Genomic DNA, 14,718 nt, shown 5'->3' with positions numbered 1-14,718 from the left:
TCGCGAGTTCGAGTCTCGTCATCCGCTCCAAGTACTTCGGAGTTCCCGAATACTTTGGAGGTAACTCCACGGTGGATTGGTCGAGTGGTTAGGCAACGGTCTGCAAAACCGTGTACACGGGTTCGATTCCCGTATCCACCTCCAAGCTGTCACCAGCCAAGCGCGATTAGCTCAGCGGTAGAGCACTACCTCGACACGGTAGGGGTCACTGGTTCGATCCCAGTATTGCGCACAGAGGGTCTCCCCCTCGTCAACTGAATACAAGATGCGGATGTAGCGCAGTTGGTAGCGCATCACCTTGCCAAGGTGAGGGTCGCGAGTTCGAGTCTCGTCATCCGCTCCAAAAAAGACTGTCTATCGTTTCGGTAGGCAGTCTTTCTTTTATCCCCTTTTCTATAGGCGCTGCAATTGCCAAGCCCCGAAACGTACCGCGCAAATGCTCCAGTGCACAAGAAGCAGAATCAACAGCGCAAAGGATAATTGGGACCACCCCTGGTACCAAGCGCCTAAGCACAGCGTTCCCACCGGGAATGTGGCACCCCACCACCCCGGACCGTAGGGCGAAATTGTCACTACCGCCTGGTAGAAGCAGTACATTGCGAACAAGGAACACGGCACTCCGATCACGAACATGACAATGCCGTAGAGGTGGGCGTCGAAAAGCACTGTAGATGCGGCCGTCGATTGCCCGACGACGCCTAGTGGGATCCAGGCTGTACCTGCGGCTGCGCCACTTGGGTGGTAACGGTGGCGCATGAATGACCAAAAGCAATAGGCAAACAGCGGAATTGCCGTTGTCAACGTGAGCCAGAAACACACCACACCGACATAGTGGTAGAGCGCTCCATGCTCATCGGATAGCTGCCCTCCAGACGTTGCGGCCACCATTGGCGTGACCAACGCAAGGCCCCAGGGAAACGCAGGTTTTCCATAGAGGCTCGGTCGCTTCCAAAACGCCCAAAGCTGCCACAAACACACTAGTGCGGAAAGCGGTGCACCGATCCACCAACTGGCCAACTGGAATCCATCGTTACCGGTCAGCGCGGTCCACGCTGAGCCGCAAGACAGTAGCCCCATCGTGTACATGCCCCACGCCGCCATATTTTGGTGGCGAGGAGGCTCATGTCGAGCGCCCACCGTAAAAACCGCAAGCAACACAGCGGCACACAGGGCGAACGCGATCTGGCAGAGACGAAAGCCATGCAAACCAGACAAGGTGGAGGCAATTGAAGTGCCCATCAAGGCACCAGCCCACGCCGGACCGTACTTTGGCAACTGCATGACAACCACGCTATGCCTGTTCCCAACCTATTAGCGAATCTGTGTGTGCAGCTCCCCCGATTGTTGCCTCTGCTGTTCTCGCTCACTGCAATGGTCATGAGACTTCAATAGGCATCGCTTCACCAAAATCCGGAGCGGCTATCCTACCGGCGTGCAGAAACTTTCTGGTGGCCTCCTCGCCGCGCTGGCTTTGTTTACCGCCTCTGGCCCCCTGGGCATCGACATGTACCTCCCGGGCATGCCAGAACTAGCTACGAGTTTGTCGACGACCCACTCATTTGCCCAGATGACCATTACCGGGTTCATGCTCGGTATGGCCCTTGGCAATCTCTTGTTTGGGGCGATTTCCGACGGGACTGGACGAAAGCCTGTCATTATTGTGGCTTCCGCCGTTGCCCTTGTTGCCTCGGTGGCTTGCGCGCTAGCCGATTCCATCGCATTTCTCATTTGCGCCCGCTTCTTCCAAGGCCTCGCAGGTGGATGCGCGATCGTTGTTGCTCGTGCTGTCGTCCCCGACATTGCTCACGGAAAACAAGCCGCGCGCGGGCTTTCAGCGCTCATGGCGATCTCCGGGTTTATGCCTGCAATCGCCCCGGTGCTTGGTGGCCTCATCATTCCCGCATTCACCTGGCGCGGCGTTTTTTGGACAATCGCTGCAGTCAATCTTGCGCAGCTCGTTGTCGCTTTGTGGCTCGTTCCCGAGACGCTGCCCTCCCACAAGCGGACAAGTGGCACCTTGCGCCAGATGTTTCCGCGGATGGGGCGCTGTCTACAACGTCCCGCGTTCACTGGATACATGGTGGCTGCAGGTTTGGGCTTTGGCACGCTCTTTTCCTACATCGCGGCTTCTCCCCTAGTCCTCCAATTACAGCTCGGTCTGAGCCCAACCACATTCTCTCTCGTCTTCGGGAGCATCGCGTTGCTCATTCCACTGAGCAACACGCTCAACATGCGGCTGCTCAAGCGGCACCAGCCGCGCACGCTCCTTACCGTCGCACTCGGAGTTGATCTCACAGTAGGTGCGATACTCCTCGCATTTTCCATTTTGGGTCCAAGCAACGCAATGATTCCTTTTATCGCAATCCTCTCCGCGATGGCGGGATTCATCATGGCGAATGCTTCCGCTCTCGCTATCGAGGAAGTGCGAGATATCGGCACCGGGGCCGGAACCGGTGTCATGGGGTTCTTCCAATTCATTATCGGGGGACTCGTTCCACCACTTGTTGCGCTCGGTCCAAACCCGGCCACTGCGATGGCGCTCGGCGTGCTCACCTGCGCTGGTTTGGCGCTTACGGGAGCACGTATCAGCTCACGCTTTCACCGAAGCTGATCAGCTTCAACCCACCACGTTCCAAAACCACGAGGCCAGAAACAAAACCTCTTTACAATTAACGACGATGCTTACCACCAACACCTCAGGCCAGCTTCCCGACTCAATCGACCCACAGGTATTGATTGGGCCGGTTCTTCCACCTGGGGAGTGCGAGACACGCTTGATTGGTATTGCTTCGCTCACCGGGGTTGCCGCAATCGAGGGAGCATCTGCCGGCTTGGGAAATGCGACCGATTTCGCATTGCTCAACGCCCTTCGCGTGTGGTCTGATGCAGTGCTCGTTGGCGCGGAAACGGTACGAAAGGAAGACTACTTCGGTGCGCGAGTCTCGCCAGAGCAACAACGAGAACGGAAGGAAAACGGGCAGTCTGCTGCGCCTCCAATTGTGGTGTTAAGCCGCAGCCTCGATTTTGATACCTCAACCCAGCTCTTCGCCAATAGTCTCGCAGCACCGATATTCGCCGTCCCCCAGGATATGCTCGATACCCCTGAGGTTGCTGCTCGCGCACATGACATCACCGAGGCTGGTGGCAGCATCCTCCCGCTCGTAGATGACTCCATGCGAACAGCAATTGAAGCGCTGCACATGCACGGTATGTCCCGCATCGTTTGCGAGGGAGGTCCACAGCTCAACACCCAGATGCTGAATGAAGACGCGGTAGACGTATTTCATTACACCATCAGCCCTCACGCAGTGCTGCAGCCTTCTGAAGTGAGGTTGTTCGGGCACAGTGACGACGATCGCAACATCCCCTTTGTTCTCGAGTCGGTTAAAGCAACAAGCGATTCCCTGCTGTTTTGCCGTTACCGAAGGGTGCGGGACCGAAAAGGCTAATCGAGCCGGTACGGTATCACCCGTGATGTTGCAAACTCGCCTCCATGATTTTTGGGTCGCCCCAGCGCCCGTCGCGACGCGTTCCCACGCGGAGGTACCAACCTCCACGCTTCGAGGTGCAGGTGCTTTGGCTTGGCCACTGGCAGTCATCTTGATCGTGCACAGGCTTTTTGTCCTCGCACGCACCGGATCGGTGACCGACGACTTCACTACGGTCTGGTCGGCGGCACGCCGCTTCGTCGACCGAGTACCTGTGTACAACGAGATTTACGAGCACGTTGACCCGCACTACCTCTATAACCCGGGTGCTACGCTGCTACTTTCTCCTCTTGGGATGCTTCCAAGTATGGAAAGCGCGAGGCCATTTTTCATCCTGTTCAACGCGCTTTGCATTATTGCTGCAGTCACATGGCTTACGCGGCTAGCGGGCTTCCGCATGTCTCACCCGGTGCTTCCAATCGCATTAGCCCTTGCATTTATGACGGAAGCCGTGACAAATACCTTGGTGTTTTCGAACATCAACGGCGTACTGCTTCTCGCCCTGACTGCGTTTATCGCGTTGTTTCTCGCTAGGCGTGATGTCGGTGCGGGTATCGTGCTCGGGCTGGCGGTCGTCGTCAAGCCAATGTTCGCTCCGCTTCTCGTACTGCCACTGATGAAAATGCGGTGGAAGGTCGTTGCTTGCGGTGTCGCCGTACCTGTATTCCTCAACGTCATTGCCTGGCCGCTGACTCCAGGTGCTCGCGACTACATCGACGTTGTTGTGCCGTATCTAGGCATCACACGCGACTATGCCAACTCTTCGCTCGCAGGTTTTACCGTCTATTTCGGTATGCCTGCCTGGGCGCACACCATCCTCTTTGTCGTCGCTGCATCTGCTGTTGCGGCGGCGATCATTGGTTTAGCCCGCTGGCGTTATAGCGACGAATGGCTTTGGCTGACCTTGAGCACCGGCGTCCTGCTCGCAGGCGTATGCCTACTGTCCTCACTCGGACAGGCGTACTACTCGATGATGCTCTTCCCCGCCCTGTTTACTGTGTTTCACCGCGCCAGCCCCCTGCACACTTGGCCAACGTGGCTGGGCGCCGTTTTATGTCTCGCGCCACTGAGTTGGGTTACGCCTGACGCGATACTGCTTGGACGGTGGCTGAACACTTTTCTTCCCACATTTGGATGGGCCGTGTTTATTGTCGCGGTGGCATCGTGGGTATGGTCTACTCAAATCACATCGGCGCCACAAAAGGAGAGGACGCGACAATGAGCGAATCCAAACCAAATTACAAGGACTTCACCGAAGCACAGTGGCGAGAAAAACTTAGCCCTGAAGAGTTTCGGGTCCTGCGGGAGGCCGGCACCGAGGCACCCGGTGTGGGCGAATACACCAACACCACCACTGAAGGTGTCTACCGCTGTAGAGCATGTGGTGAGCAACTGTTTCGGTCCTCAGAAAAGTTCGACGCACACTGCGGGTGGCCAGCATTCTTTTCCCCACTGGCGGGCGATCGGATTATTGAGCGCGAAGACCGCTCTCACGGAATGATCCGTACGGAAGTACTCTGCGCGAACTGTGGCTCTCATCTCGGCCACGTGTTTGCCGGCGAGGGTTTTGACACCCCCACCGACCTGCGTTACTGCATCAACTCCATTAGCCTGACGCTGAAAGAGGCCTAGGGCCTCATCCGGCCTACGGCAGGATGTTGATGATCTCCGCGATGTCGCTGACGCGACGTCCGGTCTGGAACGGAACCTCCTCGCGCACGTGCAGGCGGGCCTCGGTGTAGCGCATCGTCTTCATCAGGGCCTCAATGCGCTCGAGCGTTGGCGCCTCAAATGCCAGCATCCACTCGTAGTCGCCGAGCGTAAACGCCTCGACGGTGTTCGCGCGCACGTCCGCAAAGTCGCGGGCGGCTTGGCCGTGTTCAGAAAGAATTCGGCGACGCTTCTGGGGGTCCATGATGTACCAGTCATACGAGCGAACGAAGGGGTAGACCGTGATCCAGTCACCCGGTTCCTCCCCCATAATGAAACTCGGCAGGTGGGACTTGTTGAACTCTGCAGGACGGTGCAAACCGTTGCCAAGCCAGCTCACCTCAACGAGCTGACCGAACGCAGTCTCACGTCGGAAATCAGCCAGTGCCTTTTGTAGGTCGGAAAACTCTTCTGCGTGCCACCAGATCATGAAGTCTGCATCAGCACGAATGCCGGTGTTGTCGTAGATGCCACGAACAACAACGACGCCCTCTTCTTCAAGCTTGCGGAAGAAAGCCTGCGCTTCTTCGATGATACGAGTACGTTCCGTCCCAAGAGCACCGGGAATTGCACGGAACACTGCAAACTGCAGATAACGCTGCGTGGCGTTGAGTTTCGCAAAGTCAAGCTTGGCCATGATGACGCTCCTTCCCTGCCGATACGGCAGATCAAACTAAAGTCGTAATGAGTCTACGCTGTCGCACATTGCGTCTCGACGATATGTCGGCGCGCCTCCCCCACCACACGCAACGGGTCGATACCTTTATGCGTGTGATGAATCCGGACACCACCCCCCAGACCTCCACACATAGTGCGGATACGCTCGGGGAAGGCGCGAACGAGAACTGGCCGGCGGATTTTTCTAAGGCCGTCGAGTCAATGCATGCAGCCCAGCTGCGTCCTGAGATTTCCCTCGGGACTATCCGACCGCCGCAGCGACCTGCACCGTTTAGCCATGCTGTGGGGCTCGAAGTCGTTCACCCGAACGAGGACGGTGACAACATCCCGGTCGATTCAGAAGGCGATGCTTTCGGCCGACTAATCCTGCTGCACTCCCCTGCCGCCGAGGAGGCCTGGGAGGGCACCATGCGGCTGGTGGCCTATATCCAAGCGGACATGGATGATGCTGTGGCGTCAGACCCGTTGCTACCTGACGTCGCTTGGCAGTGGCTCAATGAATCGCTCGCGGAGACCAGTGCTGGGTTCACCAATCTTGGCGGCACGGTTACTTCGACCGCATCAGTACGCTTCGGTGAGATCGGTGGACCTCCCCGCGCATACCAGTTGGAGATGCGCGCCTCCTGGACTGCTGAGGGGATCGACTTGAAGAGCCACGTCGAGGCTTTTTCCAAGGTTTTGGCACATGTTGCCGGGCTTCCACCAGAGGGTGTGACACAGCTCAACGCACGCTAGGGCATACTTACGCAACATGACATCCCAGGTGCAGTACCACCTCGTAGAAACTCCCGAGCAATTCTCTCGCGCAGCGGCGGCATTGGCAGAAGGTCGAGGCGCTTACGCCATCGATACCGAGCGCGCAGCGTCATTTCGTTATGACGACCGAGCGTTTCTCGTGCAGATTTATCGACGAGATACCGATACGTACCTGTTCGCCCCGGAAGGCAACCGAGACGCGCTTCATGATGCCCTCGCTCCCGTCATCAACGGTGAGGACTGGATTATCCACGCTGCCGTCGATGATCTTAAGTCGCTCGCAATGCTCGGTCTCTACCCAGGCACAATCTTTGATACAGAACTCGCATCCCGCTTCGCAGGGTTTAATAGGCCAAATTTGGCGGCGATGGTGCAGCACTTCGTAGGAGTAGAACTTAAGAAAGGTCACGGCCACGAAGACTGGTCCACCACACCTCTGCCACCGACGTGGCAAGAATACGCAGCGCTAGATGTGGCACACCTCCACGATCTCGCAGAGGCTCTCGCCGAGCAATTGGACAACGAAGGCAAGCTTTCGTTCGCCGAGCAGGAGTTTGAGCGGATTGTCAACGAGCTCGGACCGGACAACGCACCCTTTAATGAGACATGGCGTGACATGAAGGGAGTGTCAGGGCTACGCTCCGCCAGGAGCCTGCAGCTCGCTAAAACGCTGTGGACCGCCCGCGACGAACATTGCCGAAAAGAAGACATCTCTCCCGGTCACATGCTCTCGAGCGAATCAATCGTCACCATCGCTCGTACTGTGCCATCTTCCCCATGGGAACTGCGAAACTGCCTGCGCTACCGCTCGCTCAACACAACGAAAGCCAAATTCTGGTTTAGTCTCGTCGAACAGGCGCTCGCTGAGAACCCCGAACAATGGCCAACCCCCGCGCAGCCTGCACCGACTGACCCTCCCGCAAAAATTGTGTGGGAACGCGACTACCCACGTTCCTGGCACGCATTGCAGTCGGCGCGAAAGTACGTCTCTGAAGTGGCGACGCAACAAAATATCCGTCCAGATATGCTGCTCTCTTCTGCAGTGCTGCGACAAGTTATGTGGACTGCCCCAGACTCCGACGCCGTATGGAGCACTGACGCTGCTGCTATGCAACTGAAGCGTGCTGGGGCACGCCCATGGCAGATCGCCCTTACGGCACCGCTGCTCGCACGGGCCCAAGCTGAAGCGAAAGCAGCAGGAATCCCGCAGGGCAAAACCCCGTCATCTGGGCGAGCTGCAGCACGTCGCCGTCGCAGGAAGCGCGCTCAATAGCGCCTTACTCGCTGTCAGCGAGTCGCTGTGCCCACTCTCTAATCTGCAGGGCGGCAGACTCCGCATCGAGTCCATACTCCTCGAGGATTTCGTCGCGGGACCCGTGCAGGGGGAACACATCCGGAAACGCGAGTTGGCGTAGCGGTGTGTCCACCTCTGCTGCCGAAAACGCCTCAGCGATAGCAGATCCGACGCCGCCTCGAATGATGCCGTCTTCATAGACCACAACCATGTCAGCTTCGACAGCCAGGTCACACAGCGCGGCGTTGACCGGAATGATCCAACGGGGATCGACAACAGTTACGCGGATACCGTCGTCGACAAGCGCATCTGCAATCTCGAGCGCGGCCTGACCAAATGCGCCGACGGCAACGAGTAGCACGTCGATTTCTGAATCGCTGCCATCACCTGTGGGTTCGGCGAGGATATCTATACCGCCGACGTTTCGCAGTGCCGGGATCGTCGGGCCGGCAGAGCCCTTCGGGAACCGTACGATCGTCGGGGCGTCGTCGACAAGAAGGGCCTCCCTGAACTCTTCGCGCAACGACTGAGTATCTCGAGGTGCGGCGATACGGACACCCGGAACAATCGATGCGATCGCCATATCCCAAACACCGTTATGGCTTGCGCCGTCGGAGCCAGTTACGCCCGCACGGTCCAGCACTAACGTAACCGGCTGGTGGAGCAAACCTGCATCCATAAGCAACTGGTCAAAAGCACGATTGAGGAAAGTCGAGTAAATCGCCACAACTGGGTGCAATCCACCGAGTGCCATACCAGCGGCAGACGTCACTGCGTGCTGTTCCGCAATCCCCACATCGAAGAACCTGTCTGGGAACTGCTCACCAAATGGCTGCAGACCGGTTGGCCCCGCCATTGCCGCAGTGATCGCAACGATGTCATCGCGTTCGTGGCCTGCGCGAAGCAGCTCTTCGGTGAAAGCGGCGGTCCAACCTGGCTTAGAGGTGGCCAGTGCTTTTCCTGTTACAGGGTCGATCACGCCGGTAGAGTGCATCTGGTCGGCTACGTCATTGACTGCCGGGGCGAAACCGTGGCCTTTCTCAGTGACAACATGCACGATCAACGGCCCCTCGTAGCGCTTGGCATACTTAAAGGCGTTGAGCAGTGCCTTGAGATCATGCCCCTCGACTGGACCGACATATTTCATACCAAGGTCCGGGAACATTTCGGTTGGAAGAACCTGATACTTCACGCCCTCCTTGAGCGCATGCAACGCATCAAAGGTCTTCTCTCCGACCCACCCCATAGATTTGAGGGTCTTTTTCCCAGACTCCATGACCTCGTCGTAGCCAGGCTGGATCCGAATAGCGGCAAGCTGGTCACGGAGCTTGGTCAGGTTATTGGCCAGCCCGCCAATCGTCGGAGAGTACGAACGGCCGTTGTCGTTAACCACGATGACGACGTTGCGGTTTCCAGCCGCGATGTTGTTGAGTGCTTCCCAACACATGCCACCTGTGAGCGCTCCGTCACCGACAACTGCGATGACGTGATCGTCCGAATTACCGGTGAGTTCCTTCGCTTTGGCAAGACCGTCCGCATAGGACAGCGAGGCGCTGGCGTGGGAAGATTCGGTCCAGTCGTGTTCTGATTCAGATCGCGACGTGTACCCAGAAAGACCGCCCTTCTTGCGCAAGGAATCGAACTGGTTCGCACGTCCAGTCAAAATCTTGTGCACATACGACTGATGCGACGTGTCAAAGATGATTGGGTCGTTCGGGGAATCGAAAACGTAATGCAGCGCCAGTGTCAGCTCAACAACGCCGAGGTTCGGTCCGAGGTGTCCTCCGGTTGCTGACACTTTCTGGATGAGCAGCTGCCGGATCTCGTCCGCGAGCGCGTTGAGCTGGCTCGGCGCGAGCTTCTGCACGTCTGCCGGTGTCTCAATATGCTCGAGCAGTCCCACTATCCTGTCGCTCTCCTTCAGGTTTTTCGCCGCGATGCGGTCCGCATCTGCGGTGTTCCCGTATGGTTTCCGCACGTTGCGTAGTGCGGAATCGGTTCTGGTCAGCTTACACTCCGAAATTGGTTGGCCCTATTCCTCCGCACCACTATTGTGGTCAGGCACAAGTGATGCCATGACCTCAAAATGGTGAGTATTGGGAAAAGCATCGATAAGAGCGATGTGCTCGACTCTAAATCCGTGCGCGCCAAAGCCTGCGAGGTCGCGCGCAAAGGTTGCTGGATCACAACCGATGTGAATGATGCGTTCTGGAGCCGCTTGCGCAATCTTGTCGACGACATCACGCCCTGCCCCTGACCGGGGAGGATCTAAGACAACAAGTCCCGGAGCCGGAAGCTCGCTGATTCCAACTTCCACCTTCGCATTGTGGCGATGCACATCAAACTCGTCTTCCACTGGCTGTGGGTTCGCCGTCGCCGAAGCGGAGTAATCAACGCTGTCGATCCTGCCGCCGCCGATTGCCTCATTGATCGCAGGCACAAATGCACCGACGCCTCCGTACAGATCCCATCCGTTACGGTGCGTGTAGTTGTCGCTTCCCCATTCTTTAATGAGGTCGCTATAGGTTTGCGCCGCGTTGAGGTGCGCTTGCCAAAATGCTGTAGGGGGAAAGGAAAACTCGTGACCGTCTACCACCTCGGTGACCAACCCTGGGCCTTCAAGCACCTTGTGAATACGCTCAACGCGTCGGCCACGCTGCGCCGACTGTGTTTCCACAACGTGACGTTTCCCGCGGAAATCCACGACCGCCACAATCTCACTGCCGGGCGTGTATCGAGCCGCGTCGTCGCCAATGATGCCGTCGAGCACTTGCGGCGCGACCTGACTACACACGACACCACCGACAACGTCTGTCGATTTCAGTGCACGCATTCCGGCTCGTCCTTGCGGGTCAACGCCCATGCGGACACGGGTGCGCCAACCAGTTCTGGGTTCAAGCTCCACAACCCGCAATTGCTTCTCGACGACATCCGCCTCGACAACACCACTCTTGCTCGCAAGCGCACCGAGTTGGCCAAGAAGAACGTCGCGTTTGAGCGATACCTGTACCGCCGGGTCAATGTGCGCGAAGTCGCAGCACCCCGCACCTGCTGCTGCCGCAGGACAAGCCGATCTGACCCGGTGAGGCGATGGATCCACTACTTTGACAAGCTCTGCACGTGCCCAGCGTTTTTTCACACGGGTCAGTCGCGCTTCAACCGTGTCGCCGGGAATTGCGCCCGCGATGAAAACGACGCGCCCGTCTGGGGCGTCGGCGATGCCTTCTCCCCCGTGCGCCATTGCCCTCACAGACAACGTCAGCACGAGGCCGGCAGTAATCTCGTCAGTCACAGCTACTCGGACTTACCGCGTCCGGCTTGGCGCTGAGCGCGCTGCGCCTCACGGAATTCGCGGAGCTGCTTTTGGCCTTCGACATTTTGAGCGATGATCTTCTGCAACGCGTCGCTCAGCACGTTCGGGTTACCCTCCGCGGGGGCTTCCTGAGCGCCCTGAGCCTGCTGAGCACGCGCCTCCACAGCCTCTTGCACCTGCTTTGCCAGCTGCTCAGGAAGCACAACGGGGAGAGAGTTTCCAGCAAGAATCGGGTCGTCGCCACGGTAAACAAACGAGCGCGCGACCGTTTCACGACCAAGTTGCGCAAGCTGGTCTTCCGAACCGGACGGAGCAGCAAGTGTCACGCGGTAGAGCCAGCGCGGCCCCTCCACACCGATGATTCGAATGACGCCGTTAGTGCCGGTTCCTACGATCTCTTGACCCCAGGGCCCCTGCTCAATTTCGACGGGCATACCCTCAGAACGCATACCTTCGATGATCTCGTCGGAAGATTCCTCCCACAAACCACCGGTTCGCGGAGCAGCAAACGCCACCGGGGTCAGGCGGCCGAAGCGGGTGACGATGTGAACCATCTTGGGGCCCTGCTCGCCCATCTCCACCTGGACCTGAGATTCCTTCGGCAGTGGAATCCGGATGGATCCGAGGTTCAGCGTGGCCTGGGAGAAGTCCGAAAAGTCAAAGTCATCAATGTTGACGTTATCGCCATCGAACGGACCCGTGGAGCCATTGATCGGGTCATAATCTGTAAGGACCTGCACGCCTTCTGCCACACGAAGCTCCGGCGCCTCTACCTGCGCATCTGCCGTAGCAGATGCCGACTGGGTATCAGCAACCGATTCGGGCGCCTCAGCCTCGGACGCTGCCGGTGCCGCGGTTGACTCCTCTACAACCTTCTGCGGTTCCGGGGTTGTTTCGGCTTTCTTCTTCCTCCTGAACGGCCAGATTGCCATTGCAGGTACCTCCTCTAAATTCTCAGTACGTTTTCGTCGCTAAAGACTGTAGCCCCCAGAGCGACACAGAGTTAGTTCGTGCCAGTCGATCCGTAGCCGCCAGCGCCTCGGACCGTCTCATCGAGCTCGTCTACTTCTTGAAAGCTTGCCAGTTCCACACGTTGCACGACGAGTTGTGCGATACGCATTCCACGTGTGATGACAATCGGCTCAGACCGGTCGGTGTTAATGAGACACACCTTGAGCTCGCCCCGGTACCCTGCATCGACGGTTCCGGGAGTATTTACAATGCTCAAGCCCTGCTTTGCTGCGAGCCCGGAACGCGGGTGAATCAATCCCACTGTGCCTACAGGAAGCGCAATCGCAATTCCTGTGCCAATAAGCGCTCGCTCACCTGGCTGGAGCGTCACATCCTCTGCGGAGTAAAGGTCAGCTCCGGCATCTTCCGGGTGAGCCCGGTGAGGCAAGGGCAAATCAGGGTCAAGTCGCTTGACTGCGATTGGGCCGATGGTGTCGTCGATACGCGCGATTGATTGTTGCTCTTCCACGCTGCCAACCATACGGCAGCTGGGTTCCTCCGATATCAATGCCTAAGGTATGAGGGGTGACTACGAACCCAGTGAATCCTTCCGACACTTCCGCTCCGGATGCAGCGAAAGTGCTGTATACCGAGCGCCAATGGGTGCCTTGGTACTGGTGGGCTGCAGTTGCAGGCCTGACGCTGCTCCTCGCAGGCGAGCTCGCACTGAACCGCAACATGTGGTGGTTTGTCGGCGGCTTTGTTGTCGCAGGCGCGTTGGCGGTCTGGTTTTTAGTATGGCTGTCGCGCTACACCCTAACCGTTGAGCAGGACCCTGACGGGACCCGCTGGTTGCTCGCCGGGGATGCGAACTTGCCCAGTACGGTCGTGGACCGCGCGACGGTTGTGCCGGCTTCCGCCCGCCAGAATGCTTTGGGTAGGCAACTCGATCCGGCAGCGTTCCTCATCACGCGGTCGTGGGTGCCCGAGCATGTTCTTCTCGTGCTCGATGACCCAGAGGATCCGACGCCGTATTGGCTCATTTCAGCAAAAGACCCGGAAGCCGTGCTTGATGCATTCGTTCCGGGCCTTAAGGACCGCTCCTAATCCCCGCGAGGAGCGGATAACGGCTTGCGCCGCCTGGTACTAATTACTCGCAGTCGAGGCAGATCTTGGAGCCGTCGTCCTCGACATAGGCGAGGCGCTTGTTCTTTTGCACCAAGAAGCAGGACGCACAGGTGAATTCGTCTTCCTGGCGTGGCTTGACCTCAACATTGAGTTCCTCACCCGAGAGGTCCTGCGTCGGGGGCTCGACAGGCTCAACGATTTCCCCATCATCGTCCATGCTGCTGCCTGCAACCTCTGCTGCCTTCAGGCCTTCGAGGGAGTCGGTTTCGATGTCGTCGTCCATGCGGCGGCGCGGCGCATCGTAATCGGTGGCCATGCTTGATGTTCCTCCAGCTCAACGTCGTGCTTGATCGCGCCTCTACACGCGACATTTGAGCGGAATACTAAAGCACGTCCATGCTTCTGTCATCTTTGCTGGTAGAAACTCATTTTTTCGACATCATCCGCACAAGGGTGCAAGTTTGTACACTGCGCACATGACCTCACCTCAACCACACAACGAGTCGCACGTGCCGCGCTCAGTTTCCCCTTCATCCCGGTTCGGCTTTGGAGTTGACGTTGGAGGCTCCTCCCTGAAGGCTGCGGTTGTCGACCTTCACAGTGGCGAATTTCACGGTGAAAGACTTGAGGTGCCTACGCCACAACCGGCGACCCCTGACGCTATTGCAGAGGCGATCGCGCAGTTAACGCGTCAAGCAGCATGGTCAGGCCCGGTTGGGATTGCGCTTCCGAGCGTGATTGTCCGCAACATTGCTCGCACTGCGGCGAATATTGACCCGACTTGGGTGGGCACGGATGTGGTTGAGCTCTTCTCTACCGTGCTGGGGCAGCACGATGTCACTGTGCTCAACGATGCCGACGCAGCCGGGCTTGCGGAGGTGTCTTTCGGATGCCCCGAAGCACAGCGCGGCTCTGCCTTGTTTCTGACGTTTGGCACGGGCATCGGCTCAGCGCTTCTAGCTAACGGTCAGCTCTTTGCCAATAGCGAGCTCGGGCATCTGCTTATCGACGACACGGAGGCCGAACACCTTGCGTCGTCCGCCGTGCGCACGAGGGAAGGCCTTTCTTACGACGATTGGGCCAAGCGCGTGGAAACTGTTCTTTGCGAATACGAACGACTCCTCAACCCGGATGTCATCATCGTTGGCGGCGGTGTTTCGGAAAACAGTGACCAGTGGGTTCCACTGCTGAACGTCAACACTCCAGTAGTTGTGGCCAAGTTACTGAATCGAGCAGGCATCGTGGGCGCTGCCAAGGCCGGTGCCGGTCATGTCGCTGGCTCACCTCATAGGTAAATCCTGTAGGGTGTTGACATTCTGCATATTCGGGCTACGCGCCCATACGTGCAGTAGGCACATAAAAATGGAACGTTCACCTGCTTGCTAGGATGGGCGTTCTGA

The 14,718-nt window shown here is 58.0% G+C and carries 15 protein-coding genes and 3 tRNA genes; 11 read left to right on the top strand and 7 right to left on the bottom strand.

Going from position 1 to position 14,718, the window contains the following annotated elements; genetic code table 11:
• Positions 1-70: 70 nt before the first annotated feature.
• The 3 genes from HMPREF3145_RS06295 to HMPREF3145_RS06285 all read left to right on the top strand — a co-directional run bounded on the left by HMPREF3145_RS06295 (position 71) and on the right by HMPREF3145_RS06285 (position 343).
• Positions 71-144, top strand: a tRNA-Cys gene (locus tag HMPREF3145_RS06295).
• A 16-nt stretch (positions 145-160) separates the two neighbouring features.
• Positions 161-232 (top strand) — tRNA-Val (locus HMPREF3145_RS06290).
• 35 nt (positions 233-267) lie between these two features.
• Positions 268-343, top strand: a tRNA-Gly gene (locus HMPREF3145_RS06285).
• A 50-nt stretch (positions 344-393) separates the two neighbouring features.
• Here HMPREF3145_RS06285 and HMPREF3145_RS06280 read toward each other — a convergent pair.
• Positions 394-1,281, bottom strand: coding sequence for an SLAC1 family transporter (locus HMPREF3145_RS06280; protein WP_070422369.1), 888 nt, complete (start codon positions 1,279-1,281; stop codon positions 394-396).
• A gap of 151 nt (positions 1,282-1,432) precedes the next feature.
• Between HMPREF3145_RS06280 and HMPREF3145_RS06275 the strand changes: the two genes are divergently transcribed.
• From HMPREF3145_RS06275 to msrB, 4 genes are all read left to right on the top strand, one after another.
• A complete protein-coding gene (locus HMPREF3145_RS06275) occupies positions 1,433-2,611 on the top strand; it encodes a multidrug effflux MFS transporter (RefSeq protein WP_070422368.1) in 1,179 nt (392 codons plus the stop codon).
• A gap of 67 nt (positions 2,612-2,678) precedes the next feature.
• Positions 2,679-3,449, top strand: coding sequence for a pyrimidine reductase family protein (locus HMPREF3145_RS06270; protein WP_070422367.1), 771 nt, complete (start codon positions 2,679-2,681; stop codon positions 3,447-3,449).
• Positions 3,450-3,474: 25 nt separating this feature from the next.
• Entirely contained in the window at positions 3,475-4,710 is a 1,236-nt protein-coding gene (locus tag HMPREF3145_RS06265; protein ID WP_070422366.1) for a glycosyltransferase family 87 protein, read from the top strand.
• The gene (gene msrB, locus HMPREF3145_RS06260; RefSeq protein WP_070422365.1) at positions 4,707-5,120 is read left to right on the top strand and encodes a peptide-methionine (R)-S-oxide reductase MsrB; all 414 of its coding nucleotides are present in this window, start codon (positions 4,707-4,709) and stop codon (positions 5,118-5,120) included. The genes HMPREF3145_RS06265 and msrB overlap by 4 nt, the downstream gene beginning before the upstream one ends.
• A 13-nt stretch (positions 5,121-5,133) precedes the next feature.
• Here the strand turns inward: msrB and hemQ are convergent, their stop codons facing one another.
• Positions 5,134-5,838, bottom strand: coding sequence for a hydrogen peroxide-dependent heme synthase (hemQ, locus tag HMPREF3145_RS06255; RefSeq protein ID WP_180950015.1), 705 nt, complete (start codon positions 5,836-5,838; stop codon positions 5,134-5,136).
• A 134-nt stretch (positions 5,839-5,972) separates the two neighbouring features.
• On the opposite strand from hemQ, the gene HMPREF3145_RS06250 reads away from it, so the two are divergent.
• Together HMPREF3145_RS06250 and HMPREF3145_RS06245 are read left to right on the top strand one after the other, a co-directional pair.
• Positions 5,973-6,611, top strand: coding sequence for a DUF3000 domain-containing protein (locus HMPREF3145_RS06250; protein WP_371325696.1), 639 nt, complete (start codon positions 5,973-5,975; stop codon positions 6,609-6,611).
• A 16-nt stretch (positions 6,612-6,627) separates the two neighbouring features.
• The gene (locus HMPREF3145_RS06245) at positions 6,628-7,905 is read left to right on the top strand and encodes an HRDC domain-containing protein (RefSeq protein ID WP_070422363.1); all 1,278 of its coding nucleotides are present in this window, start codon (positions 6,628-6,630) and stop codon (positions 7,903-7,905) included.
• A 4-nt stretch (positions 7,906-7,909) separates the two neighbouring features.
• Here HMPREF3145_RS06245 and dxs read toward each other — a convergent pair whose 3' ends face one another.
• The 4 genes from dxs to dut all read right to left on the bottom strand — a co-directional run bounded on the left by dxs (position 7,910) and on the right by dut (position 12,719).
• Positions 7,910-9,829 carry a 1-deoxy-D-xylulose-5-phosphate synthase gene (dxs, locus tag HMPREF3145_RS06240; protein ID WP_070422362.1) on the bottom strand — a complete coding sequence of 640 codons (1,920 nt, stop codon included), beginning with the start codon at positions 9,827-9,829 and terminating at the stop codon, positions 7,910-7,912.
• Between the two features lie 129 nt (positions 9,830-9,958).
• Entirely contained in the window at positions 9,959-11,218 is a 1,260-nt protein-coding gene (locus HMPREF3145_RS06235) for a class I SAM-dependent RNA methyltransferase (protein ID WP_083279414.1), read from the bottom strand.
• A 2-nt stretch (positions 11,219-11,220) separates the two neighbouring features.
• A complete protein-coding gene (locus HMPREF3145_RS11480; protein ID WP_083279413.1) occupies positions 11,221-12,171 on the bottom strand; it encodes a DUF3710 domain-containing protein in 951 nt (316 codons plus the stop codon).
• Between the two features lie 71 nt (positions 12,172-12,242).
• Complete coding sequence (gene dut / locus HMPREF3145_RS06225) at positions 12,243-12,719, bottom strand: dUTP diphosphatase (protein WP_224212648.1); 477 nt, start codon at positions 12,717-12,719, stop codon at positions 12,243-12,245.
• A gap of 56 nt (positions 12,720-12,775) precedes the next feature.
• Here dut and HMPREF3145_RS06220 point away from each other — a divergent pair, with 56 nt between their 5' ends.
• Positions 12,776-13,297 (top strand): DUF3093 domain-containing protein, encoded by a 522-nt coding sequence (locus tag HMPREF3145_RS06220; RefSeq protein WP_070422360.1) that lies wholly within the window; start codon positions 12,776-12,778, stop codon positions 13,295-13,297.
• A gap of 43 nt (positions 13,298-13,340) precedes the next feature.
• Here the strand turns inward: HMPREF3145_RS06220 and HMPREF3145_RS06215 are convergent, their stop codons facing one another.
• The gene (locus HMPREF3145_RS06215; protein WP_070422359.1) at positions 13,341-13,634 is read right to left on the bottom strand and encodes a DUF4193 domain-containing protein; all 294 of its coding nucleotides are present in this window, start codon (positions 13,632-13,634) and stop codon (positions 13,341-13,343) included.
• 160 nt (positions 13,635-13,794) lie between these two features.
• On the opposite strand from HMPREF3145_RS06215, the gene ppgK reads away from it, so the two are divergent.
• Positions 13,795-14,613 carry a polyphosphate--glucose phosphotransferase gene (ppgK, locus tag HMPREF3145_RS06210; protein ID WP_070422358.1) on the top strand — a complete coding sequence of 273 codons (819 nt, stop codon included), beginning with the start codon at positions 13,795-13,797 and terminating at the stop codon, positions 14,611-14,613.
• Positions 14,614-14,718 lie beyond the last annotated feature (105 nt).

It is taken from the genome of Corynebacterium sp. HMSC05C01 (assembly GCF_001807155.1).
In the GTDB taxonomy this organism is placed as follows: domain Bacteria; phylum Actinomycetota; class Actinomycetes; order Mycobacteriales; family Mycobacteriaceae; genus Corynebacterium; species Corynebacterium coyleae.
This window is presented reverse-complemented; position numbering and strand designations above follow the sequence as displayed.

Bases quoted from the DNA above. Each gene is read 5' to 3' on its own strand.
- HMPREF3145_RS06280 (WP_070422369.1), bottom strand. From the start codon at position 1,281: ATGCAGTTGCCAAAGTACGGTCCGGCGTGGGCTGGTGCCTTGATGGGC.
- HMPREF3145_RS06270 (WP_070422367.1), top strand. From the start codon at position 2,679: ATGCTTACCACCAACACCTCAGGCCAGCTTCCCGACTCAATCGACCCA.
- HMPREF3145_RS06265 (WP_070422366.1), top strand. From the start codon at position 3,475: ATGTTGCAAACTCGCCTCCATGATTTTTGGGTCGCCCCAGCGCCCGTC.
- msrB (WP_070422365.1), top strand. From the start codon at position 4,707: ATGAGCGAATCCAAACCAAATTACAAGGACTTCACCGAAGCACAGTGG.
- HMPREF3145_RS06250 (WP_371325696.1), top strand. From the start codon at position 5,973: ATGAATCCGGACACCACCCCCCAGACCTCCACACATAGTGCGGATACG.
- HMPREF3145_RS06245 (WP_070422363.1), top strand. From the start codon at position 6,628: ATGACATCCCAGGTGCAGTACCACCTCGTAGAAACTCCCGAGCAATTC.
- HMPREF3145_RS11480 (WP_083279413.1), bottom strand. From the start codon at position 12,171: ATGGCAATCTGGCCGTTCAGGAGGAAGAAGAAAGCCGAAACAACCCCG.
- HMPREF3145_RS06215 (WP_070422359.1), bottom strand. From the start codon at position 13,634: ATGGCCACCGATTACGATGCGCCGCGCCGCCGCATGGACGACGACATC.
- ppgK (WP_070422358.1), top strand. From the start codon at position 13,795: ATGACCTCACCTCAACCACACAACGAGTCGCACGTGCCGCGCTCAGTT.